The following is a 23,417-nucleotide window of genomic DNA, read 5'->3' as shown; positions in this document are numbered from 1 at the left end:
ATACGCACCGAGGTGGTCATGATGATTCCCGCGTGCCCTCTGGCGGATCTGCCGCGAGGGGAGGCCTTCCGGCTTGAGATCGACCCGCCGGTCACGGTGTTCCACACCGAGGACGGCGAACTCTTCGCCATTGACGACACGTGCACCCACCAGGACGCCTCGCTCGCCGACGGATGGGTGGAGGCCTGCTGGGTGGAATGCCCGCTGCACGCCTCGAAGTTCAACCTCAAGACCGGTGAGGTCGACGCGCCGCCGGCCAAGCGTCCCGTCCGGACCCACGAGGTAGTCGTCGAGGACGGCATGGTCTACGTCAAGCTGTCCACGGCCGCCCCCAACCTGCCGCACTGCGTCGCGCGCAAGCTTGTCGGGATCTCCGCGTGAGGACGGTGGCCGTGGTGGGCGCCTCGCTGGCCGGACTGTCGGCCGCGCGCTCACTTCGGAAGCAGGGCTACGGCGGACGGCTGATCATCATGGGGGACGAGCTCCACCGCCCGTACGACCGACCCCCGCTGTCCAAGGAGTTCCTGGCCGGCACCGTCGAGGAAGCGGATCTCGCGCTGGAGACGGACGGCGAGGACCTGCAGGCGGAGTGGCTGCTCGGCACCCGCGCCACCGGACTTGACCGCACCGCCCGCGCCGTCCGGCTCGCCGACGGCCGGGACGTCCGCGCCGACGGCGTCGTCGTCGCGACCGGCGCCGCCGCGCGCACCCTGCCCGGCTCCGACGGCCTGGCCGGAGTGCACGTCCTGCGCACCCTGGACGACGCCCGCGCGCTACGGGACGAGCTGCTTGGCGGTGGACGGCTGGTGGTGATCGGCGGCGGATTCATCGGAGCCGAGGTCGCCTCCACCGCCCGCGACCTCGGGCTCGACGTGACGGTGGTCGAGGCGGCCGCGACGCCGCTCGTCGGACCGCTCGGCGAGGCCATGGGCTCCCTCGTCTCCGCCCTCCACGCGGACCACGGCGTACGGCTGTTGTGCGGCGTGGGCGTCAAGGGGCTGAGCGGGGAGACCCGTGTCGACGCCGTCCTGCTGGAAGACGGCCGCAGCATCCCCGCCGACACCGTCGTCGTCGGCGTGGGCGCACGCCCCTGCGTCGAGTGGCTGGAGGGATCCGGCGTCGAACTCGACAACGGCGTCAAGTGCGGTGCGGACGGCCGCACCAGCCTGGCCGGCGTGGTCGCGGTCGGCGACTGCGCCAGCTGGTACGACCCGCGCGCGGGCGGCCACCGCCGCGTCGAACACTGGACCGGCGCGCGCGAGCGTCCAGACGCCGCGATCGCCACGCTGCTGGCGGGCGGTGCCGTGGAACCGGGTGTGCCCCGGCCGCCGTACTTCTGGTCAGACCAGTACGGCGTGAAGATCCAGTTCGTCGGCCATGCGACCGGAGCCGACAGCGTGACGATCGAGGAAGGCTCCGCGGACGACCGCAACGTCCTCGCCGTCTACCGCCGTGCCGGCGAGCCGGTCGCGGCGCTCGGGATGAACCAGCCGCGGCTGTTCACCCGCTGGCGCAGACAACTCACCCGCCCCGCATCTTGACACCACCCTTGAGGCATCCCATGCTGCGCTGCATATGGCAAGCAGGGTTGCTCCAAGCGCAACGCCGTCGAGTCGTTCCCACCGGCGCGTGAATGACCCCATCACGACGTTTCCCGAGGAGTGCACCGTGACCTCGACCAGCCTGCCGGACAGCCTGATCGCCACCCTCCCCGGCTCCTTCTACACCGATCCCGGGATCTTCGCCCAGGAGCAGGAGCACATTTTCGAGTCCGTGTGGTTCTGCGTCGCGCGCTCGTCGGACCTGGCGAGGCCCGGTGCCTTCCGGACCGTCGACGTGGGCCGCGAAAGCATCCTCGTCACCCGGGCCCGCGACAGCTCGGTCCGCGCCTACTTCAACATCTGCCGGCACCGCGGCGCCAGGCTCTGCGTGGAGGAGAGCGGTGAGGTCAAACGGGCTTTCCAGTGCCCGTACCACGCCTGGACGTACGACCTGAACGGCAAGCTCGTCGCGGCGCCCAACCTCACCAAGATGCCCGACATCGGCCGCACCGAGTACGGCCTGGTGAGCGTGGCCACCCGCGAATGGCTCGGCTATGTCTGGGTGTGCCTCGCGGAGAACCCCCCTTCCTTCGAGGAGGACGTCATCGGCGATGTCGTCACGCGACTGGGTGACGCCGAGTCGATCGAGCGCTACGACATCGAGAACCTCTCGGTCGGCAGGCGTATCACCTACGAGGTGGAGGCGAACTGGAAGCTCATCGTCGAGAACTTCATGGAGTGCTACCACTGCGCCACGATCCACCCCGAACTCACCGAGGTGTTGCCTGAGTTCGCCGAGGGCTTCGCCGCCCAGTACTACGTCGGTCACGGTGCCGAGTTCGGCGAGGAGGTCCAGGGGTTCACCGTCGACGGCTCCGAGGGCCTGGACCGCCTCCCGGGTGTGGCCGGGGACCAGGACCGTCGCTACTACGCCATCACCGTCCGGCCGCAGGTCTTCATCAACCTCGTCCCCGACCACGTCATCTTCCACCGCATGTACCCGGTGGCCGTTGACCGCACGATCGTGGAGTGCGACTGGCTCTACCTCCCGCACGTGGTCGAGAGCGGCAAGGACGTCAGCCGGTCCGTGGAACTCTTCCACCGTGTCAACCAGCAGGACTTCGACGCCTGTGAGCGCACGCAACCCGGAATGGGCTCCCGGACGTACGCCAAGGGCGGCGTACTCGTCCCCAGCGAGCACCACCTCGGTGCCTTCCACGACTGGGTGCACGAGCGCCTGGGCACCCACCATCAGGAGGACAACAGGGCGGTCAGCCCAGGTAGCCCATCCGGTGGCTGATCTTCTCCGCGCCCTTGACCAGCACCGGAGCGAGCTCATGCAGGCGCTCCTCGGTGAGCCGGTACGAGGGCCCGGAGGCGCTCACCGCCGCGACGACCTCTCCGTCCCGATCGTGAATGGGAGCGGCGATGGCGTGAAGGCCGATCTCCAGTTCCTCCATGGCCCAGGCGTAGCCACGCTCCCGGACCTCGGCGAGGTTCTTCTCGAGCTTCGTCTTCGCGGTGATGGTGTGCGAGGTGACCTTCTTCATCTCGGACTGGGTCACCAGCGCGGTGCGTGCCTTGGTGGGCAGATAGGCCAGCAGGACCTTGCCGCTCGAGGTGGCGTGCAGCGGGGTCAGTTGGCCGACCCAGTTCTGGGCGGTGACGGCCCCGGGGCCACGCACCTGGTACAGGTTGACCGCGTAGTGCTCCTGCAGTACGGCGATGTTGACGGTCTCGCCGATCTCCTCGGCGAGGTCCTCGCAGACCGGGCGACCCTGCTGGGTGATGTCGATGCGTCCGGTGACCGCACCGGCCAGACGTACGATGCCGAAGCCGAGGCGGTACTTGCCGCGCTCACCCGCCTGCTCCACCAGCCCGCGTGCCTCCAGGGCGCCGAGCAGGCGGAAGGCGGTGGACTTGTGGACGTCAATCTCGCCCGCCACCTCGCTGACGCCCGCCTCGCCGCGGTGAGCCAGGATCTCCAGGACGCTGATGGCACGGTCCACTGACTGCACGCCGCCGGAGTGTGAATTCGAGGTTTCGGTTGCGGGATTGTAGTTGCTCATAACGCAACTATACCCACAATAAACAACGCTACTGCAAGTAACGATGGGGGAACAGGGTCCTTGACCGTTGCGTTTCTCGCAACCTTGTGCATGGATGCTATCGTCATCGGGCCGTCCGCACATTTACGGCGTCAGTGGCCCGCGCGACGCAGGGAACGCGCCCGCGTCCGCAGCGAGAAGGCCGTCCGCTGACGTGGACGCCCTCCCGCCGCCGCAGCCTGAGCGCGTAGGTGATCCCGCCGTGCCCGGATGCGGAGATCAGGCAGCGGCCAGGCTCTTCGCCATGACCCGCTCCCTGCCCATGCCATCGGGCAGAGGGGCGCCGGGCTCACCCGTGTCGGTGAAACCGTGCCGTTCGTAGAGCGCGGCCGCCTTGCGGTTGCCCGGCATGACGGACAACCGCAGTGTCGTGGCACCGCGCTCCGCCGCCCACCGCTCGACCGCCTGGATCAGGTGGTCGCCCACGCCCTTGCCTCGCGCGGTGGGGTTGACCCACATCGAGATCAACTCCACGTTCTCCGCTTCCTCGCCCGGCACTCCGCTGGCCATGCCCACCGGGAGGCCGTCCAGGAGCGCGACGAGATCGTGTGCGCCGGGAATCGACAGGCGGGCACGCCAGCGTTCCTCTCGGTCGCCGGAGCCCTGCCACTGGGCCAGCGTCGATCCGAACGCGTAGGGCGACTCGGTGAGCGCGGCCAGTCGCAACTCCCGCCAAAGGGGCCAGTCGTCCGATTCCAGGGTGCGGAGTTCAAGCATGATCCAGACCCTGCCCGCCCGCCGAGGTGGTCGGCAAGATGATGGCAGCCGTGCGCACGAGGTCGTTCAGCCCTGCGACCGGCCGACACCGGGGAGCGGCGGGAGTCGCGCGCCCGCTGGCCACGAGACCTCGGTGAGCCTCTTCCCTCGCGGCCCCGGGTGCGTCTGTGGTCGTTGATCGACCAGCCCACCGGGTGGCCGGACTCGGACACCTTGAGCGGGGTCCGGCCCGGCGTGGCGGGCTTGCTCGGGGGTCGGGAGATGTCCTGCGCCGTGGGCCAAGGGACCGAACCCGTAACGCGGCTTTTCGAGGTCGGCGTTTGCGCGGCAAACGTCGGAGTGGGGGCAGGGTGTGTCGAGCCCTCAGGGTGCGTGATGTGCAACATGGCGAGCAATACACAACAACATGCTGAGTTCGACGGGTTCCTCGACCGGAGGGGACGGGGTCGGCGGACCCTTGCCAAATCGCGATCCGACAACCTCTTGACGTCTGTCGGGGCATTCGCCAGGGTGTTTCACCACAAGCAATCGGGTGCACGATGCGCAACGAATCTCGAAAGGCTCGGCGCGTGGCAGACCTGCACGTGGACGGCGAATGGTGGGACGCGGTGGCCGGTGGGCACCGGGACATCCGATGTCCCGTCGAGCCGGTCGGCGTGTGCGGGTTCATCACCACATGGAACTACGCGCTGCTGCAGGCTGGTTGGAAGGCCGCCCCGGCGCGTGGTGCACGAGGAGCCGTGCGGGCCGGCGCTCACCGTGGAGCGCTTCACCCAGGAGGACGACGCCGTACGCATCGCCAACGACACCGGGTACGGACGCGCCGGAGCCGTCTGGACGCAGGAGGCCGCCGAAGCCCGGCGGTCGCCCGGCGGCCGTGCCGCGGCACGGTGTGGATCGACGACCACCACCCCTAGGTGCCGCAGGCGGAGCGGGGTGGCTTCGAGCATTCGGGGGTGGGCCGGGAGCTGGGACCGACCGGCCTGAACGAGCACCGAGAGCCCCAGCACATCTGGCAGAACATCCAACCTCGGCCGCAGTACCGGTTCCGCGGCTGAATGCCGAAATGAGGTCGAACGTGACCACACAGACCGAGGTGTCGCAGCGGAGCGGCACGCCCCAGGACTCGGGCTCCGCCCCGGTCGTATCCGTACGCAGGCTGTGGAAGGTGTTCGGGCCGAAGGCCGACCAGGTCCCGGACTCCGAGGAACTGTGCGGGCTCACCCGCCGCGAACTCATGGACCGCACCGGATGCACCGCAGCCGTACGAGATGTCCACTTCGACGTCTCGCCCGGCGAGGTCTTCGTCGTCATGGGCCTGTCCGGTTCCGGCAAGTCCACGCTGGTGCGATGTCTGACCCGGCTGATCGAACCCACTGCCGGGGAGATCGTTTTCGAGGGCGAGGACATCCGCGGCGCGGACGACAGACATCTGCGCGACTTGCGGCGCCGGAAGTTCTCCATGGTCTTCCAGCACTTCGGTCTGCTGCCCCACCGCCGCGTCGTCGACAACGTGGCGTTCGGTCTGGAGATCCGGGGCATGGGCAAGGCCGAGCGTGCCGAGCGGGCCCAGGAGGTCGTCGAGCTGGTCGGCCTCGCGGGCTACGAGAACTCCTATCCCGACCAGTTGTCCGGCGGCATGCAGCAGCGCGTCGGCCTGGCACGGGCGTTGGCCGGTGATCCGGACGTGCTCTTCTTTGACGAGCCGTTCTCGGCGCTCGACCCGCTGATCCGGCGCGACATGCAGAACGAGGTCATCCGCCTGCACCACGAGGTCGGCAAGACCATGGTGTTCATCACCCACGACCTCTCCGAGGCGCTCAAGCTGGGCGATCGCATCCTGATCATGCGCGACGGGAGGATGGTCCAGTGCGGCACCGGCGACGAGCTGGTGGGCGCCCCGGCGGACGACTACGTGCGCGAGTTCGTCAAGGACGTGCCGCGCGGTGACGTGCTCACCCTGCGCTGGATCATGCGCGCGCCGGCGGACGGCGACGCGCTGGACGGTGCGGAGCTGGGCCCGGACGTCGTCGTGAAGGACGCCATCCGGACGGTGCTCGCGGCCGACGAGCCGGTCAAGGTCGTCGAGAACGGCAAGCTGCTCGGCATCGTCGGCGACGAGGAGATCCTCGCCGTGGTCGCCGGGCGGGAAGGCGGCGCGTGATGACCGTCGCCGTGGAGGAAACGGAGAAGCCGGAGAGTGGCCAGGCCGTGCGGCAAGCCGCTCCCGTCAAGAGGGTGCGTGAGGCCGACCGGTCCGTCGTGGTGGCCGCGATCTTCGTCGTCTGGCTGGTGCTGTTCCTCGTGCTGCGGGGAAAGCAGACCCTTGGCCTGGCGGCGGCGGACCTGACCGATCTGCACCGGTGGTTCAACGACGCCAACGACTCGATCGGCGCCAACCGCAACTCCAACCCGCTCTTCCTGTACTTCTTCAACGAGGTTCGCCTGGTCATCGACTCCCTGGTGACGTTCGTGCAGGAGCTGATCTCGCAGTCCTCCGCCGACCGCCCCGTCCCGCAGATCGGCTGGCTCGGTGTCGTCGGCGTCGCGGGCTATGTCTCCTGGGCCGTGGGCAACTGGAGGGTGGCGCTGCTGGCGGTGGCCGGCTTCACCTTCCTGGGCCTGCAGGGCCTGTGGCAGGAGAGCATGGACACCCTGGCGCTCACGGTCTCCGCCGTGTTCGTGGCGCTGCTGTTCGCGATCCCGCTCGGCGTGTGGGCGGGGCTGTCCGACCGGTTCAACCGGATCATCACACCCTTCCTGGACTTCATGCAGACGATGCCCACCTTCGTCTACCTGGCACCGCTGACCCTGTTCTTCCTCATCGGTCCGGCGTCCGCCACCATCGCCACGCTGATCTACGCGGCGCCGCCCGCGATTCGCATCACCGCGCACGCCATCCGCTCCGTGCCGCAGACCACGGTCGAGGCGGCCGACTCGCTGGGCGCCACCCGACGGCAGACCTTGACGAAGGTGCTGCTGCCGATGTCCAGGCGAACCGTGGTGATGGGCGTGAACCAGACCATCATGGCCGCCCTGGCCATGGTGACGATCGCCGCCCTGATCGACGCGCCCGGGCTCGGCAAGACGGTCATCGAGGCGCTCCAGACGCTCGACGTCGGCGCGGCCTTCAACGCGGGTCTGGCCATCGTCGTCATGGCCATCGTGCTGGACCGGGTCACCACGGCGGCGAGCGCACGCGAGGAGGCCGCACGGCGTGCGACGAACCGCTTCCTGTCCTGGCGACGTCCGCTGCTGGCGGCGGGCGCGGTGGTCACGGCGGTCCTGCTCCACCTCTCCCACACCTATCTGTGGGCGGCGGAGTTCCCCGGTGAGGGAAGCGCCGGCGATGTCGTCTCGAACACGGCTGACAACGTGACCACCTGGGTGCAGGACAACCTCTCGGGCATCAGCAACGCCTTCCGGGACGCGGTCACCAACGGTCTGCTCAATCCCTTCCAGGCACTGCTCACCGACTCCCCGTGGTGGCTCGTCGGCGCGGCACTGGTCGCGCTCGGTGTCGTGCTCGGCGGCTGGCGCGCCGGGGTCACCACCGCCGTCTGCGTGGGTCTGCTGCTCGGCACCGGTGTGTGGTCGGACAGCATGACGACGCTGGCGTCGACCCTCGTAGCGACCGTGCTCGTGATGTTGCTCGGTGTCGTCGTCGGCGTGTGGATGGGACGCAGTGCGGTGGCGGACCGGCTGCTGCGGCCGAGCCTGGACGCGGCACAGGTCATGCCGCCGTTCGTCTACCTCGTGCCCTTCCTCGCTCTGTTCGGCGCGACCCGCTTCACCGCGATCGTCGCCGCCGTGGTCTACGCGGCTCCCGTCGCCATGAAGATCATCGCGGACGGCGTGCGGAACGTGCCCGCGACCACCGTGGAGGCGGCCACCTCTGCCGGGTGCAGCACCTGGCAGATCATCACCAAGGTTCAACTGCCGATGGCGCGCGGCGCTCTGACTCTGGCGACCAACCAGGGCCTGATCTACGTGCTGTCGATGGTTGTAGTGGGCGGCCTGGTAGGCGCGGGCGCCCTCGGCTACGACGTCGTGGCCGGCTTCTCGCAGGGACAGCTGTACGGGAAGGGGCTCGCCGCAGGGCTCGCCATCGTCCTTCTCGGAGTCATGTTCGACCGGATCACTCAGGCAGCGGCGCGACGTACCAGCGCGTAAGGAGCAACTGACCATGGCAAGGCAAGCAAGACAATGGAGAGTCGGCGCGGCCGGCATAGCGGTCCTCGGCCTCACCCTCACCGCCTGCGGCGGCACGAAGGTCGGTGACAGCTCCTCGGAGGCCGGCGGCTCGGGCAGCTCCGGCACGTGCGGCACCTTCAACCTCGCGGTCAACCCGTGGGTGGGGTACGAGGCCAACGCGGCCGTCATCGCCTACGTCGCGGAGAAGGACCTCGGTTGCAAGGTCACCAAGAAGAACCTGAAGGAAGAGATCGCCTGGCAGGGCTTCGGGACGGGCGAGGTCGACGCCGTCGTCGAGAACTGGGGCCACGACGACTTGAAGAAGAAGTACATCACCGACCAGAAGACAGCCGTCGACGCCGGCCCGACCGGCAACGAAGGCCTCATCGGCTGGTACGTGCCGCCGTGGCTGGCCAAGGCTCACCCGGACATCCTCGACTGGAGCAACCTCAACAAGTACGCGGCCGAGTTCAAGACGTCCGAGTCCGGTGGCAAGGGTCAACTCCTCGACGGCGACCCCTCGTTCGTCACCAACGACGAAGCCCTGGTGAAGAACCTCAAGCTGGACTACAAGGTCGTGTACGCGGGCAGCGAGACCGCCCTCATCCAGGCCTTCCGCAAGGCGGAGAAGGACAAGGAATGGGTGATCGGCTACTTCTACGAGCCACAGTGGTTCATGTCCGAGGTGCCGCTCGCGAAGGTCAAGCTGCCTGACTACAAGGAGGGCTGCGACGCCGACACCGCGAAGGTCGCCTGTGACTACCCGGTGTACAAGCTGGACAAGATCGTCAGTGCGAAGTTCGCCGAGTCGGGCAGTCCGGCCTATGGCCTGGTGAAGAACTTCAATTGGACGAACGACGACCAGAACGTCGTGGCGAAGTACATCGCCGAGGACAAGATGACCGCCGAGGCCGCGGCGGAGAAGTGGGTCGAGGCCAACCGCGACAAGGTGGACGCCTGGCTGAAGTAGGGCGCCTCGGCCGTGTCGCTGCACTCGGCCGAGGACCGGACGCAACCCTGAGATGGTCCCGGCAGGCTGTGCCGACAGCCTGCCGGGCCAGGCTGTGCCGACAGCCTGCCGGGCCTCCTCGTGTCTCGGGCTGCCTCTCCGGTGCCACCGACTCTCCGATGCCACCGCCGCCTTGACGCCCGCTCTGGCGACAGGCGTCGAACTCCTCCTACTGGCTGGGTGCCGGGTGGAGGCGTACGCGCTCCCGGTGGAAGCGTGGGAGCGGCCGTCGCGTCGCACCTGTTGCGGTAGGCGGCCCGGGTGGCTCTCCGCGTACGTGCGGCCGACACCGGTCCTGGCTCCATGGCGGCGGAGGGCCGAAGTTCTCCGATACGAGCACTCCGGTATCGTTTGCCGGCGCTTCAGGCCGGTGTCGATCACGGGCCGGATCTCCGGGTCCGCCTCCGCCGGCGGGCGGGTCGGTACGCCGACCACTGCAACCTGATATATTTGAAGTATGTCAGAGGCAGGGCATTCGATGCCAACAGTCCCGCGCGTACGAAGAGGCGGCCGAAAGACGAGCAGCCCCGAAGTCTCCCCCGTGACTGACGCGGCGCCGATGTCATTGGCCGACCTGGCCTACGAGCGCCTCCAGGATCGATTGATCATGCTCGACATCCGGCCCGGCGAGCCGATCAACGACAGCCAGCTCGCCGAGGAGATCGGCGTCGGGCGTACGCCCCTCCGCGAGGCGCTCAAGCGGCTCGAGACCGACCATCTCGTGGTGTCCTACCCGCGCCGGGGCACATTCGCCACCACCATCGACGTGACCGAGCTCGGCGCGATCTCCGACATCCGCGAGCAGCTCATGCCGTTCGCGGCACGGAGGGCCGCCGTCCACGCCGGTAGCGCCATGCGCGACGTGCTGCGAGCCAAGGCCGACGAGGTGAGGAGCCTCGAAATCCCTCGCGATGATCGCACCGCACTGATGCGGACGGACATGGCTCTGCACCGGCTCATCTACAAGGCGAGCGGCAACCCGCACCTCGAGGACGTGCTGATCCGCTACGACAACCTGGCCACCCGCATCTGGTGCCTGGTCATCGATCGGCTTCCCGACCTTGCACACCACGTCACCGAGCACGCGGACCTGCTCGACGCCGTCGCCGACGGCGACGCCGACCGCGCCGAGCGCCTCACCCGCGAGCACATCGCCGGCTTTGCCCGTGAGATCCGCGGCGTACTCTGACTGTCCGCGAACTCGCCGGTCGGCTGCGGACCGGGACCTCCGCCCGGGTGGGGTGGGCGCCTGCACCCCGCTGTGCGGCGCCGTCCTGGGCGCACCCGCCGTGCACCTGGCGTCGTCACCACCGGCCGGACGGCTGAGCGCCGGCCGGACCGCCGGGCACAGGACCTGGTCGACCGCTCGGCTGCCGCGTCAGCCTGAAAAAGCACCCCCTGCGCCGGGAATCCGGCACAGGGGGGCGGATCTTTCGCCGGGGCGGAGCGATCAGTGGTCGAAGAGGCCCTTCGGCTCCTCCGGTGCCGTGGGCCGCTCGGTCGAGGGCTGCGGCTCCGCCGTCGGCTGAGCAGCGCCGGTAGCCGGCTCCTCCTCGATGGCGAAGAGGGAGCCTGACGGTGTGGGCTCAGCGGTGCCCTCGCCCGCCGGCTCCGGCGTCCAGGTGGTCGCGCGCGGCGGAGCTCCGTCGGCCGGGACGTCGAAGAGTGAGCTGCTTGTGGTGGCGGGAGCGGTCGGCGTGGTTGTGGGCTCGTCGAACAGCGACGCCCCGGAGGCCGGTCGCGTGGGTGGCTCGGCGGGTGTCCCGTCGAACAACGACGCCCCGGCGGCGCCGGAGGCGCCGGGCTCCGCCGGAGCAGCGGCAGTCGGGGCAGCCGGAGCAGTTGGGGTGGCCGGGGTGGCAGGAGCTGCGGCGGGCGCCTTCTCGGCCTCGGCCGCGTTCTCACCGGCCTTGACCGAGGCGAGCAGCATCTGTGCGACGTCGAGGACCTCGACCTCGTCGCGGGCCTCGGACTTGGCCTGGAGTGCCGTGACTCCATCGGAGAGCATCACCCGGCAGAACGGACAGCCGACCACGATCTGGTCGGCGCCGGTGCCGACCGCCTCCGCGCTGCGGTTCATGTTGATCCGCTCTCCGAGGCTCTCCTCCATCCACATCCGGGCGCCGCCGGCCCCGCAGCAGAAGGACCGCTCCGAGTTGCGCTCCATCTCGACGTACGAGGTGCCCGGCAGCACCTGCAGCAGCTCGCGCGGCGGGCTGTAGACCTGGTTGTGCCGGCCGAGATAACACGGGTCGTGGTACGTGATCGACCGCTTGTTCGCGCCGTCCTCGGGGGCGACCGGGGTCAGCCTGCCCTCGCGCACGAGCCGGTTGAGCAGCTGGGTGTGGTGGACGACCTCGAGCTCGATGCCGAAGGCCTTGTACTCGTTCTTGAGTGTGTTGAAGCAGTGGGAGCAGGTCGCGACGACCTTCCTTACCTTGAACTCCTTGAAGGTCTCGACGTTCTCCCGGGCCAGGGCCTGGTAGACGAACTCGTTGCCGGCGCGGCGGGCCGAGTCGCCGGTGCAGGTCTCGCGGTTGCCGAGCACGCCGAAGGAAACGCCGGCCATGTGGAGCAGCTCGGCGACCGCGCGGGTGGTCTTCTTGGCCCGGTCCTCGTAGGCGCCGGCGCAGCCGACCCAGAACAGCCAGTCGACCGACTCCAGCGACTCCAGGTCATTGCCGACCTCCCTGACCTCGAACGGCAGGCCCCTGGCCCAGTCCATGCGCGCGCTCGGTGCCATGTTCCAGGGATTGCCCCTGGTCTCAAGGCCCTTGAAGAGCTGGTTGAGTTCGGCGGGGAAGTCCGACTCGATGAGCACCTGGTAGCGGCGCATGTCGACGATGTGGTCGACATGCTCGATGTCGACCGGGCACTGCTCGACGCAGGCGCCGCACGTCGTGCACGACCAGAGCACGTCCCCGTCGATGACGAAGTCGCCGCCCTCGGGATTGTAGAATCCCTCGCCCGCGTCGCCCTTGCCGATCAGCGCCCGCTGGGCGTGTCCGGCCTGTCCGGCGGCCTTGCGGTAGGTGTGCTCACGCAGGCCCTTCATCAGCAGCTTCGGCGAGAGTGGCTTAGCGGTGTGCCAGGCCGGACACTGCGACTGGCAGCGACCGCATTCAGTGCAGGTGGTGAAGTCGAGGAGGCTCTTCCAGGAGAAGTCCTCGATCGCTCCGACGCCGAGTGCGGCGTCCTCGCGGAGGTCGTCGATGTCGTCCAGGGTGACCGCCTTGCCGTCGACCGCGAGCGGCTTGACCGCGCCCAGCGCCGTACGGCCCGAGGACTCACGCTTGAACCAGATGTTGAACCAGGCGGTGAACCGGTGCCAGGCGATGCCCATGGTCAGGTTGCGGCCGATGACGATCAGCCAGACCATCGCCAGCGCGATCTTGAAGAACGCGACGAGACAGACGAGGTTCTCGTTGGTGCCCTGACCGGCCGGGTAGAGCGCGTCACCGAGCCAGGATGAGAGCGGGAAATGCGCGCGGGGCGCGGACTCATGGTCGGCGAGGTGGAACTCCGCTCCCCGGATGAACAGAATCGCCGCACCCTCCAGCAGGGCCAGGTACTCCACGAAGTAGGCCTGCCAGAACGTCGAGCCGAAGAACCGGCTCCCGCGGCCCTCGCTGCGGGGGTGGTGCTTCTGCCGATAGACGATCAGCCAGATGATGCCGACCGTGCTCAGCGCGCCGATGAACTCGCTGAACCACTCGAAGGGGTACCAGTGGCCCACGATCGGCCACGCCCACTCGGGGTCGAACAACTGGACGTAGGCGCCCACGACCGCGGTGCTCAGGAAGAGGAACGCCGCGAACACGAACCAGTGCATGACGCCGACCCAGGTCCACTGGAGCATCCGGGTGTGCAGCACGGTCTCCCTGAGCATGGTGACCGTACGGGCGACCGGATCGTCGGTGCGGCTCGGGCTCGCGGGCCCGCCCGTCCGGATCACCCGGAGCATGCTCCGGACAGCGGGGACCAGGACGAACAAGGCGGCCAGCGTGAGCGCCAGCGACGCCGCCAGGGCGAAGATCTGCATCGGGGCTCCTCAAGGGCGGTCTTCTGACCGGGGGCGTGGCGGAGCGTTGCGCGACTCGCCCGCCGGGGGTGGCCAGGGTGACCAGGTGCATGCGGTCCAGCACGTGCCGCACGTGGCGCCGGGTGTCGCCGGCGGCGGTCTCGGCGGCCCGGACGAGCAGCAGCGCCGGCCGGCACCACCGCACGTGGGTGCGGATCCGCGGGGTGCGGATCCGGCCTTCTCAGGGTTCACGGAGCGGAGGAGGCTGCGGCTTCCTTCGCAGGCGCCGCAGCCTCACTCCAGGGCGGTGAGCCGATTCGCAGCGGCGGTGACGTCCTCCTCGGCTCCCGCTGCGGCGGGTCACTCGGCAGTCGTCACGTGCCTCACCCGGTCACCCCGCGCGACCTGAGCTCTTCGATGATCGCCGGGAGGACCTCGTGCATGTCGCCCACGACGGCGTAGTTCGCCTTGGTCATCATCGGCGCCTCGGGATCGGTGTTGATCGCGAGGATCGTCTTCGACGACGCGCAGCCGGCCCAGTGCTGGATGGCACCGGAGATGCCGCAGGGGACGTACAGGTCCGGGCTGATCCGGGAGCCGGTCTGGCCGACCTGCTCGTGGTGGGGCCGCCAGCCCAGCGAGGTGACCACCCGGGACACCCCGACCGCGCCGCCGAGCAACTCTGCGAGTTCGGCGACCGCGCCGAAGCCGTCCGCACCACCCGCCCCGCGTCCGGCACCCACGACGACCTTGGCGGACTTCAGCGAGTCGGAGTGGTCGACCTCCTTGGTGCCCGTCGCCACGACCCGCGCCACGAGGTCGGAGTCCGCCACCTCGGGGGTGATCTCCACCCAGGTGGCGGGCGACGCGTCCGCCACCGGTGAAGCGGTCCACGAGTGGCCGGCGACGGAGAAGACCGCGGGCCGCTGGTCGAGCTTCGTCTCCTCCAGTGCCGCGCCGCCGACCACCTGGCGGGTCACCACGAACGGCGCGAGCCCGTGGAACGCGACCACGTTGGCGGCCATGGGCACGTCGAGCCTGGCGGCCAGATGCGCCAGCACCTCGTTGCCCCGGGGCGAGCCAGCAGCGGTGACCACGACGGAGCGGGTCGACTCGCGGATCGCCTGCAGCGCCGCCGCCCAGGCGGCCCCGGCGTACGACACGAACCCCTCGCCCACCGCCTGGTGGACCTCGGCCGCGCCGTGGGCGCCGAGTTCGGCTGCCAGCGCGTCGCGGTCCTCGACCGCGCCGACCACGACCGCGCGGATGGCGATACCGCCGCCCTCGGCCGCCAGCGACCGGGCGAAGGCGAGCGTCTCCAGCGAGACCTCGCTCGCGGCGCCGTTCTCGGTCTCGACCAGCACCAGAATCATCGGGTCACCCCCAACTTCCCGAACAGGTCGGCGACCGCCTTGGCCGCCTCCGGGCCCTCGCCCAGCACCTCGACCGCCGACGGCGCCGGCGGGGGCAGCAGCAGCCGCACCCGGTTGGCTCCGGCGGGCTCGGCTGACAGGGCCCGGGTCTCGATCTCGACCTTCTTGGCCGCCATCCGGCCCCTCAGCGTCGGATAGCGGGGCTCCGCCCCGCCCTCGAGCACGGTGGCGACCGCGGGCAGCGGCAGCGAGTAGGTCTCCTCGCCGTCGGGGCCGTCGCCGTGGGCGGTCAGGTCGCCGTCGGCCACCTCGAACGCCGACACGCCGTTGACCACCGGCCGGCCGAGCGCGTGGGCCAGCCGGATGCCCACCTGGAAGTCGCCGCTGTCGGCGGCGTCGTTGCCGAGCAGGACCAGGTCGTACGTCGTGCCTGCAGCCTCCTTCTCGCGCACGACGTGGGCGATCTCCCGGGCCACGTCGGCCGGTCCCAGCCGGGCGGGCTCCGCCTCGACGAGTACGGCGGCGGTGCAGCCGAGTGCCAGTGTGTCCCGCAGTTGCTCGGCGGCCCCGGGTGGGCCGACGGTGAGCAGCGTGACCGTACCGCCGGTCGCTTCGACGGTCCGGACCGCCAGCTCTACCGCACAACTCTCGTGGTTGCTCACGGTGAAGCCGACGTACCTCCCGTCGACGCCCTGCTGGTCGTCGGTGAGCAGGACCTCACCGGAGGAGTCGGGGACCCGCTTGATGCAGACCAGAACGTTTGTCATCTTTCACCTCTCGTGGTCTCGGCCGTGCCGACCACCGACGGCACCGCGACCGACGTCAACGGATCCGCTCGTTGTCCGGGTCGAAGGGGGGCGTGGCGTCGTGAGAGATCACGGTCACGGGGTAGCGCTCCTCCATGTAGGAGACCGCGAGTTCGTTGCCGACCCGCGCCTGCTCGGGTGGCAGGTACGCCATCAGCAGGTGCTTGCCCAGCGAGGGGGCTGAGCCGGCGGCGGTGACATAGGGGTGGTGCCCGTGCCCGTCGACGAGCGCCTCGCCGGAGCGGGTGACGATCGGCTCGCCACCGAGCATGTACCGTTTCACCCCGGAGGCCGACGTGTGGTCGTCGACGGCCAGCGTGCACAGCACCGCCGCGGGCTCACCGGCACGCTGTTCGAGGTATGCCTCCTTGCCGATGAAGTCGGCGGTCTTCACCTTCGGCCGCTGCATGCCCGCTTCGACGATGGTGCGCTCGCCGTCGAGCTCGTGGCCGAAGGCCCGGTAGCCCTTCTCGATCCGCGCGGTGGTCACGTAGACGCCGATGCCGACCGGGCGGGCGCCGTACGGCGTGCCCGTCGCCAGCAGCTTGTCCCACACCGACGCGGCCTGGTCGAAGGGGACGTACAGCTCCCAGCCGAGTTCCCCGACGTAGGAGATCCGGGAGGCCAGCACGGGGATGCCGTCGAGGTCGATCTCGCGGCAGTTGAGGAACCGGAAGCCCTCGTGGGACACGTCCGCACCGGTGAGCTGCGACAGGATGTCGCGGGCCCGCGGGCCCCACAGCCCGATCGTGGAGATCCGGTCGGTGAGGTCCTCCAGGGACGCGTCGTCGCCGAGCTGGTCGGCGAACCACTTCTTGTCCGCCATGCCGTGCGCCCCGCCGGTGACGACGCGGAAGTGGTCCTCGCCCAGGCGCATGACGGTGAGGTCGGAGCGGAACCCGCCCTTGCGGTCGAGTACCGGGGTGTAGATCACCTTGCCGACCGGGACGTCGCACTGCGCGACGCAGGTGCGCTGTACGGCGTCCAGCGCGCCGGGACCGGTGATGTCGAAGATCGCGAAGGCGGTCAGGTCGATGACGCCCGCGGCTTCACGCATCCGCAGGTGCTCGGCGTTGGTGATCGGGCTCCACCAGCGCATGTCCCACTCGTGCTCGCGCGGCATCACGCGGTCGCCGTACACCTCGAGGAGATCGGCGTTGGACTCGTACCACTGCGGCCGCTCCCATCCGACCGCCTCGAAGAAGGCCGCACCGAGCTTCTTCTCCGACTCGTGCATCGGGGAGAGCCGCCGCCCGCGGTCGGACTCGTACTGTTCAGCGGGGTGGATGATCCCGTAGGTCTTGATGAACGACTCGGTGGTGCGCAGCCGGGTGTGCTCGCGGCGCATCTGGTGGGGGTAGAACCGGGCGATGTCGGCCCCGGAGACGTCGATCTCGCTGTGGCCGTGGGTCATCCACTCCGCGACCGCGCGGCCGACGCCCGGGCCCTCCTTGATCCACACCGCCGCCGCCGTCCACAGCCCCTTCACCTGGCTCTCACCGAGGATCGGGTTGCCGTCGCAGGTCAGCGACAGCAAGCCGTTGATCGCGTACCGGATCTCCGCGCCCTCGGCACCCAGCAACTCGGGCATCAGCTCGTAGGCCTGCTCCAGTTGTGGGTCGAAGTCGTCGGAGGTGAAGGGGAGTTCGGTGGGGCTGAGCCTGGACTGCTCGATGCTCGGGATGTCCTCCGGCTCGTGCAGGATCGCCCGGTGGGCGTAGGACCCCACCTCCATGTCCGCGCCGTGCTGGCGCTCGTAGCAGAAGGTGTCCATGTCCCGGACGATCGGGAAGTTGATCTCGCCGGGCAGCCCGGACAGCTGCGGGCAGGGGCCGACGGAGATCATCTGGTGGACGGCGGGGGTCAGCGGGATGCTGATGCCGGCCATGTCGCCGATCTTCGGGCTCCACACGCCGCAGGCGATCACGACGTACTCGGCCTCGATGCCGCCCTTGTTCGTGCGCACCCGGCGGATCCGCCCGTCCTCGACGTCCAGGCCGACCACCTCGACGTTGGGCACGCTCGTCAGCGCGCCGCTCGCGATGGCACCGTCGCGCATGATCGTGCCGGCGCGCAGGGAGTCGACGACGCCGACGCTCGGGGTCCAGAAGGCGCCGACGAACTGGTCCGCCTCGATGAACGGCACCTTCTCCCTGACGAAGGCGGGTTCGACCAGCTGCGCCTCGATCCCCCGAGCCCTGGCGCTGGACATCCGGCGGCGCAGCTCCTCCATGCGCTCCTCGGTGCGCGCGATCTCGAAGCCGCCGGACTCGGTGAAGACGCCCAGTTCCTTGTACTGCCGCATCGAGTCCAGGGTCAGGTCGGTGATCTCGCGGGAGTGGTCGACGGGGAAGATGAAGTTGGAGGCGTGACCGGTCGAGCCACCGGGGTTGGGCAGGGGGCCCTTGTCGATCTGCACGATGTCGCGCCAGCCGAGTCGGGCCAGGTGGTGGACCAGGCTGTTGCCGACGATCCCGGACCCGATCACGACACATTTCGCCTGCGGCGGAACCTCTGCCACGGTGGCCTCCCTCGGGGTGACACGTAACTGATATACTAGTTGTTGAGCACGCTATAGGGCAGGTGACTGACGGTCAAGAGGCAATCCGTGGAACTTCGCTCGACCCTCGTCCGGTGGACCGGCCGCGCCTGACGACCGCCGGGCGGCTCCCCGGGGGGTGCGTTCGGCAGCAAGCGGGGCCCCGTCGGGTGCAGAGCGGAAAGAGGCTCGACGGCCCTTGACAGATCTTTCGTATATCAGTTGGATTCCGGCCGTCGGTAAGTGGTGATGCGCATCGAGGTGCGCCCCGCTCCGAGATGTCGCGTTCCGGCGTGGTCCTCCGACATCGACGGCCCGCAGGCCCGTCGTCAGGGGCGAGGAACCGCTCTGCGACGGGCATCGGCTCGGCGGCCGTGTCACCGGCGCCGCCCACGGCCACACCGGCTGCCGAGGGCATCGCCCACGCGGTGTCGAGGTGGTCGTCGCCGGGGACTCCGGTTCGCCCCGATCACCACCCGCCTCCTTGGCCGTAGCACAGGACCCGATCGAAGGGAAAGGAGCGCTGCCGGTGAACGCACAACTGCTCGACGGCAGGGCGACCGCCGCCGACATCCGCCGCGAACTCGCCGAACGCGTGGCCAGGTTGACCGCCGCCGCCGGCCGCCCGCCGGGTCTGGGTACGGTCCTGGTCGGCGACGACCCCGGCAGTCACGCCTACGTCGCCGGTAAGCACCGGGACTGCGCCCAGGCGGGCATCGCCTCCATCCGCCGGGAGCTGCCCCCCGACACCTCCCAGCAGCAGGTCGAGGAGACGATCGACGAGCTCAACGCCGACCCGCGCTGCACCGGCTACATCGTCCAGCTCCCGCTCCCGCGCCACCTGGACGCCAACGCCGTCCTGGAACGCATGGACCCGGCCAAGGACGCCGACGGCCTCCACCCCGTCAACCTCGGCAGACTCGTCCTGGGCGTCCGGGCCCCGCTGCCGTGCACCCCGCGCGGCATCGTCGAACTGCTCCGCCGCCACGACGTACCGCTCGCCGGAGCACGGGTGTGCGTGATCGGCCGAGGCATCACCGTCGGACGCCCCCTCGGACTGTTGCTCACCCGCCGCTTGGAGAACGCCACCGTGACCCTCTGCCACACCGGCACCAAAGGCCTGGCCTGGCACGTACGCGAGGCGGACGTCGTCATCGCGGCCGCCGGCTCGCCCGGACTGGTCACCAAGGACATGCTGCGCCCCGGCGCGGCGGTTCTGGACGTAGGCATCACCCGCACCCACCACGGGCTGGCCGGCGACATCCACCCGGACGCCGCCCGGGTCGCCGGATGGCTCGCCCCCGTGCCGGGCGGAGTGGGTCCCATGACCCGGGCGATGTTGCTCGCCAACGTCGTCGAGGCCGCCGAGAGGAATGCCGCCGCATAGGCGCCCCCAGCCCCCGTGCGCCCGCCGTGTCCCGGGACGCCCGCACGTCGTCCCGGCCGGCCGGGACGAACCCAGGGCCGGGTTCCGGATCCCGGTCCGTTCGTCGTTCGCCGGCCAGCTGGCGGACCGGTTGCCCGACGCGGCGACGGAGTCATCTGGGCGACCCCGCCGGGGTCGCCCCGCAGCCCCTGTGGGAGCTCGGCCGAGGGGCTCCCACAGGGCTTTGTCCAGAAGGTTCGACACCCATCGAAGGTTGGATCCTGTGACTGCCACGGCTCACGCCACCACCCCTCCGCACCCGGAATCGCCCGAACTCCACCCGCACGGGCTGCCGCGGCCCGGCCGGACGCTGGTCATGGGCATCGTGAACGTCACGCCGGACTCGTTCTCCGACGGCGGCCTGTCGTTCGCCGCGGGTACGGCCGTCACACATGGACTCGCGCTGCTCGAACAGGGAGCGGACATCGTGGACGTGGGCGGCGAGTCGACCCGCCCCGGCGCGGCACGCCCGCCCGTCGAGGAGGAACTGCGACGCGTCCTGCCCGTCGTCCGGGAACTCGCCTCGGCGGGCGCGGTCGTCAGCGTCGACACCATGCGGGCCGAGGTCGCCGCCCGCGCGCTGGACCTGGGGGCACGGCTGATCAACGACGTCTCGGGGGGCCTCGCCGACCCCGGGATGCTGCCGCTGATGGCCCGGGCGGGCACGCCCTACGTGGTGATGCACTGGCGCGGACATGCCGCCGGCATGCAGGCGAACGCACTCTACGGCGACGTCGTCACCGACGTGCTCGACGAACTGCGCCTGAGGATCGAGGCCGCGCTGGAGGCGGGGATCGCGCCCGGCTGCCTGATCGTCGACCCCGGGCTGGGCTCGCCAAGGCGCCCGAGCACAACTGGGAGTTGCTGGGCCGACTCGGGGAGGTGCGTGCCCTGGGCCACGCCGTCCTGGTCGGTGCATCACGCAAGTCGTTCCTGGGCCACCTGCTGGAGGACCGGGTGACGGGGCGACCGCGCCCGCCGCGTCAGCGTGACGCCGCGACGACCGCCGTATCCGTGCTGGCGGCCGCGCAGGACGTCTGGTGCCTGCGCGTGCACGACGTCGCCTCGACACTCGATGCGGTGCGGGTGACGGCACGCTGGGGCGTCGAGGCGGCGGCGTCAGGACAGCCGCTGCTGGGCTCGAGCACCTCGGCTCAGCCCGGATAGCCCATTCGGCGGCTGACCTCCTCCGCGCCCTTGACGAGCAAGGGGCCGACCTCGTGGATGCGCTCCTCGGTGAAACGGTACGTGGGGCCGGAGGCGCTGAGGGCGGCGATGACCTTGCCATCGAGGGAGCGGATCGGAGCCGCCATGGCGTGGAGCCCGATCTCGAACTCCTCCAGTGCCACCGCGTACCCGCGCTCCCGCGCCTCGGCGAGACTCTTCTCCAGCTTGGTCCCGGAGGTCAGGGTGTGCGGCGTCAGCTGCTGCGGCTCCGACCCCGCGAGCACGTCGGCGCGGTCCTTCTCCGGCAGGTGGGCCAGCAGGATCTTGCCGCTCGAGGTGGCGTGTACCGGCGTGAGCTGCCCGACCCAGTTGTGCGTGCCGATCGCGCCCGGGCCGTGCACCTGGCAGAGGTTGACCGCGTAGTGCTCCTGCAGGACTGCGATGTTGACGGTCTCGCCGATCTCCTCGCTGAGCCGCTCGCACACCTGTCGGCCCTGCTGGGTGATGTCGAGACGGTCCGTGACCGCACCGGCCAGACGCACGATCCCGAAACCGAGCCGGTACTTGCCCCGCTCGGCCGTCTGCTCGACCAGACCGCGCGCCTCCAACGCCCCGAGCAGACGGAACGCGGTCGACTTGTGGACGTCGATCCCGGCGGCGACTTCGCTGACACCCGCCTCCCCGCGCTGGGCCAGGATCTCCAGGAGGCCGACGGCACGGTCGACGGACTGCACCCCGCCCGGAGCGGGAGCTGCTGTTCCATCATCTGCAGCATGGTTGCCCATGGCGCAACTGTACGCCATCGTGGGCGTGCGGCGAGAGACCGCGGCGACTGGGCGCCTGACTCCGACTGCCCCTCCGCACACCAGGACTGTCCGTGCGTCAGCGGAAGACGACCGTGCACCTGTCGTTGACCAGCACGCGGCTTTCGCTGTGCCACTCGACGGCGCGGGCGAGCACCCGGGCCTCGACGTCTCGGCCGATGGTGACCAGCTCATCGGGGTCGCGCGAGTGATCCACGCGGACGACGTCCTGCTCGATGATCGGACCTTCGTCGAGGTCGGGCGTGACGTAGTGCGCCGTGGCCCCGACGAGCTTCACACCGCGCTGGTGCGCCTGGACGTACGGCCTGGCTCCCTTGAAGCTCGGCAGGAAGGAGTGGTGGATGTTGATGGCCCGGCCGTCGAGCTGCTTGCACAGGTCGTCGGAGAGGATCTGCATGTAGCGGGCCAGCACCACCAGGTCGATGTTCAGCTCACGCACGAGCTCCAGTAGTCGTGCCTCGGCCTCCGCCTTGGTGTCCCTGGTCACCGGGATGTGGTGGAAGGGGACGCCGTAGCTCTGCGCCAGTGGCTCGAATGCGCGGTGATTGGAGACGATGGCCGGGATCTCGATGTTGAGCGCACCCGTGGACTTGCGGAAGAGCAGGTCGTTCAGGCAGTGGCCGAACTTCGACACCATGATCAGCGTTCGCGTCGGGGTCGAGGCGTCGCGCAGCTGCCAGCTGATCCCGTACGCGTGACCGACCGGGCCGAAGCCGGTGCGCAGGTCCTCCAGTGAGATGCCGGGATGCGAGACGTCGAAGTGCACCCGCATGAAGAAGCGGTCCTGCAGCCGGTCGTCGAACTGCTGGCTCTCCAGGATGTTGCCGGAGTGGTTCACGAGGTAGGCGGTCACGGCGTGGACGATGCCCGCCTGGTCGGGGCACGAAAGGGTGAGGACGAACTCGCGGCCGGGCTGCGGGTGAGGAGACATGGCATCCTCCATCGTGTCTCTGATGCACATCACGCAACATGGTGGGCAATGCGCAACATGGTACTGAGGGTCACCGGCTGGTCAAGGGGTGGCGTGCGAGCCTCGATCGCCGAGGGCCGCCAACTCCCGCGCATCTCGGGCCGCCCCCTTGACAACCCCTGCACCCCACGGAAAGCATGTTGCGCATAACGATGATCGTTGTGTTATGCGAGACAATCCTCCGTCAGGAGCCGACATGAGGAGCATCACCGTTGTCGGAGCGTCGCTGGCAGGTTCGAGCACGGTCCGCGCGCTGCGCGCAGAGGGCTACGACGGCGAGATCGTCGTCGTGGGGGGAGGAGCGTCAAACCCCCTGCGACCGCCCGCCGCTGTCCAGGGACTTCCTCAAGGGCGACGTCGACGCCGCCGCGCTCGCGCCCGGCGATGCGGAGGAGTACGAGGACCTGGACGCGCAGTGGCTGCTCGGCTCACCGACAGCCGTCAGCCGCCGGTACGCCCCCGCTTCGGGCCGGGTCCTGGCAGTCGACACCGCGCTGGCCGAGGACCCCGGTGCCGTCAACGCCGGTCCGTGCACCGGCGGCTGGCTGCTCCGGACACGGGTCGAGAACATCGCCGGCGCGCCGTCCGCCGACGCCTACGCCGCCCACCGCGCCCACACCCGAGGAGTCCGCCGATGACCCTGTTCAGCCAGCCTCTGCACGAGCTCGACCCCGAGGTCGCCGCGGCCGTCGACGCCGAGCTGGTCCGCCAGCAGTCCACCC

Annotated in this window: 16 protein-coding genes and 4 pseudogenes; 12 read left to right on the top strand and 8 right to left on the bottom strand. The window is 69.7% G+C overall.

What is annotated here, in order from left to right:
- Positions 1 to 18: 18 nt before the first annotated feature.
- The 3 genes from I3F54_RS24150 to I3F54_RS24140 all read left to right on the top strand — a co-directional run bounded on the left by I3F54_RS24150 (position 19) and on the right by I3F54_RS24140 (position 2,841).
- Positions 19 to 381 (top strand): bifunctional 3-phenylpropionate/cinnamic acid dioxygenase ferredoxin subunit, encoded by a 363-nt coding sequence (locus I3F54_RS24150; RefSeq protein ID WP_240120967.1) that lies wholly within the window; start codon positions 19 to 21, stop codon positions 379 to 381.
- Positions 378 to 1,541, top strand: a complete 1,164-nt coding sequence (locus I3F54_RS24145) for an NAD(P)/FAD-dependent oxidoreductase (RefSeq protein ID WP_240120966.1) — start codon at positions 378 to 380, stop codon at positions 1,539 to 1,541. The genes I3F54_RS24150 and I3F54_RS24145 overlap by 4 nt, the downstream gene beginning before the upstream one ends.
- Positions 1,542 to 1,668: 127 nt before the next feature.
- Positions 1,669 to 2,841 (top strand): aromatic ring-hydroxylating dioxygenase subunit alpha, encoded by a 1,173-nt coding sequence (locus I3F54_RS24140; RefSeq protein ID WP_240120965.1) that lies wholly within the window; start codon positions 1,669 to 1,671, stop codon positions 2,839 to 2,841.
- Here the strand turns inward: I3F54_RS24140 and I3F54_RS24135 are convergent.
- Positions 2,813 to 3,559, bottom strand: coding sequence for an IclR family transcriptional regulator (locus tag I3F54_RS24135; protein WP_240120964.1), 747 nt, complete (start codon positions 3,557 to 3,559; stop codon positions 2,813 to 2,815). The genes I3F54_RS24140 and I3F54_RS24135 overlap by 29 nt on opposite strands.
- A 309-nt stretch (positions 3,560 to 3,868) precedes the next feature.
- Complete coding sequence (locus I3F54_RS24130; RefSeq protein ID WP_240120963.1) at positions 3,869 to 4,366, bottom strand: GNAT family N-acetyltransferase; 498 nt, start codon at positions 4,364 to 4,366, stop codon at positions 3,869 to 3,871.
- A 539-nt stretch (positions 4,367 to 4,905) separates the two neighbouring features.
- Here I3F54_RS24130 and I3F54_RS32585 point away from each other — a divergent pair.
- The 6 genes and pseudogenes from I3F54_RS32585 to I3F54_RS24105 form a co-directional block, all read left to right on the top strand.
- Positions 4,906 to 5,049: pseudogene (locus I3F54_RS32585) on the top strand (hypothetical protein); the annotation flags it as partial.
- Positions 5,050 to 5,074: 25 nt separating this feature from the next.
- A pseudogene (locus I3F54_RS24125) lies at positions 5,075 to 5,424 on the top strand (aldehyde dehydrogenase family protein); the annotation flags it as partial.
- Between the two features lie 8 nt (positions 5,425 to 5,432).
- Entirely contained in the window at positions 5,433 to 6,530 is a 1,098-nt protein-coding gene (locus I3F54_RS24120; RefSeq protein ID WP_374205959.1) for a glycine betaine/L-proline ABC transporter ATP-binding protein, read from the top strand.
- Positions 6,530 to 8,539, top strand: a complete 2,010-nt coding sequence (locus tag I3F54_RS24115; protein WP_240120961.1) for a proline/glycine betaine ABC transporter permease — start codon at positions 6,530 to 6,532, stop codon at positions 8,537 to 8,539. The genes I3F54_RS24120 and I3F54_RS24115 overlap by 1 nt, the downstream gene beginning before the upstream one ends.
- Before the next feature lie 13 nt (positions 8,540 to 8,552).
- On the top strand, positions 8,553 to 9,530 hold the full coding sequence (locus I3F54_RS24110; protein ID WP_240120960.1) for an ABC transporter substrate-binding protein: 978 nt from the start codon (positions 8,553 to 8,555) through the stop codon (positions 9,528 to 9,530).
- 580 nt (positions 9,531 to 10,110) lie between these two features.
- Positions 10,111 to 10,758, top strand: coding sequence for a GntR family transcriptional regulator (locus I3F54_RS24105; protein WP_240120959.1), 648 nt, complete (start codon positions 10,111 to 10,113; stop codon positions 10,756 to 10,758).
- Between the two features lie 681 nt (positions 10,759 to 11,439).
- Here I3F54_RS24105 and I3F54_RS24100 read toward each other — a convergent pair.
- The 4 genes and pseudogenes from I3F54_RS24100 to I3F54_RS24085 form a co-directional block, all read right to left on the bottom strand.
- Positions 11,440 to 13,611 (bottom strand): annotated as a pseudogene (locus I3F54_RS24100) ((Fe-S)-binding protein); the annotation flags it as partial.
- A 362-nt stretch (positions 13,612 to 13,973) separates the two neighbouring features.
- Positions 13,974 to 14,963 carry an electron transfer flavoprotein subunit alpha/FixB family protein gene (locus tag I3F54_RS24095; RefSeq protein WP_240120955.1) on the bottom strand — a complete coding sequence of 330 codons (990 nt, stop codon included), beginning with the start codon at positions 14,961 to 14,963 and terminating at the stop codon, positions 13,974 to 13,976.
- Positions 14,960 to 15,730: a hypothetical protein gene (locus tag I3F54_RS24090; RefSeq protein WP_240120954.1), complete on the bottom strand. Its 771-nt coding sequence runs from the start codon at positions 15,728 to 15,730 to the stop codon at positions 14,960 to 14,962. The genes I3F54_RS24095 and I3F54_RS24090 overlap by 4 nt, the downstream gene beginning before the upstream one ends.
- Positions 15,731 to 15,785: 55 nt before the next feature.
- Positions 15,786 to 18,257 (bottom strand): FAD-dependent oxidoreductase, encoded by a 2,472-nt coding sequence (locus tag I3F54_RS24085; RefSeq protein ID WP_240120953.1) that lies wholly within the window; start codon positions 18,255 to 18,257, stop codon positions 15,786 to 15,788.
- Positions 18,258 to 18,837: 580 nt separating this feature from the next.
- On the opposite strand from I3F54_RS24085, the gene I3F54_RS24080 reads away from it, so the two are divergent.
- Together I3F54_RS24080 and folP are read left to right on the top strand one after the other, a co-directional pair.
- Entirely contained in the window at positions 18,838 to 19,695 is an 858-nt protein-coding gene (locus I3F54_RS24080) for a bifunctional methylenetetrahydrofolate dehydrogenase/methenyltetrahydrofolate cyclohydrolase (protein WP_240120952.1), read from the top strand.
- A gap of 355 nt (positions 19,696 to 20,050) precedes the next feature.
- A pseudogene (gene folP / locus I3F54_RS24075) lies at positions 20,051 to 20,901 on the top strand (dihydropteroate synthase).
- On the opposite strand, the gene I3F54_RS24070 reads toward folP, so the two are convergent.
- Complete coding sequence (locus I3F54_RS24070) at positions 20,889 to 21,686, bottom strand: IclR family transcriptional regulator (RefSeq protein ID WP_240120951.1); 798 nt, start codon at positions 21,684 to 21,686, stop codon at positions 20,889 to 20,891. The pseudogene folP and the gene I3F54_RS24070 sit on opposite strands and share 13 nt — an antisense overlap.
- Positions 21,687 to 21,783: 97 nt before the next feature.
- Entirely contained in the window at positions 21,784 to 22,656 is an 873-nt protein-coding gene (gene purU, locus I3F54_RS24065; protein WP_240120950.1) for a formyltetrahydrofolate deformylase, read from the bottom strand.
- 251 nt (positions 22,657 to 22,907) lie between these two features.
- Here purU and I3F54_RS24060 point away from each other — a divergent pair, with 251 nt between their 5' ends.
- Complete coding sequence (locus I3F54_RS24060) at positions 22,908 to 23,333, top strand: hypothetical protein (protein WP_240120948.1); 426 nt, start codon at positions 22,908 to 22,910, stop codon at positions 23,331 to 23,333.
- Positions 23,334 to 23,417 lie beyond the last annotated feature (84 nt).

The organism is Streptomyces sp. MUM 2J (genome assembly GCF_022414535.1).
Classification (GTDB): domain Bacteria; phylum Actinomycetota; class Actinomycetes; order Streptomycetales; family Streptomycetaceae; genus Streptomyces.
Note: the sequence above shows the minus strand (reverse complement) of the source record. Positions and strands in the feature narration are given on the sequence as shown.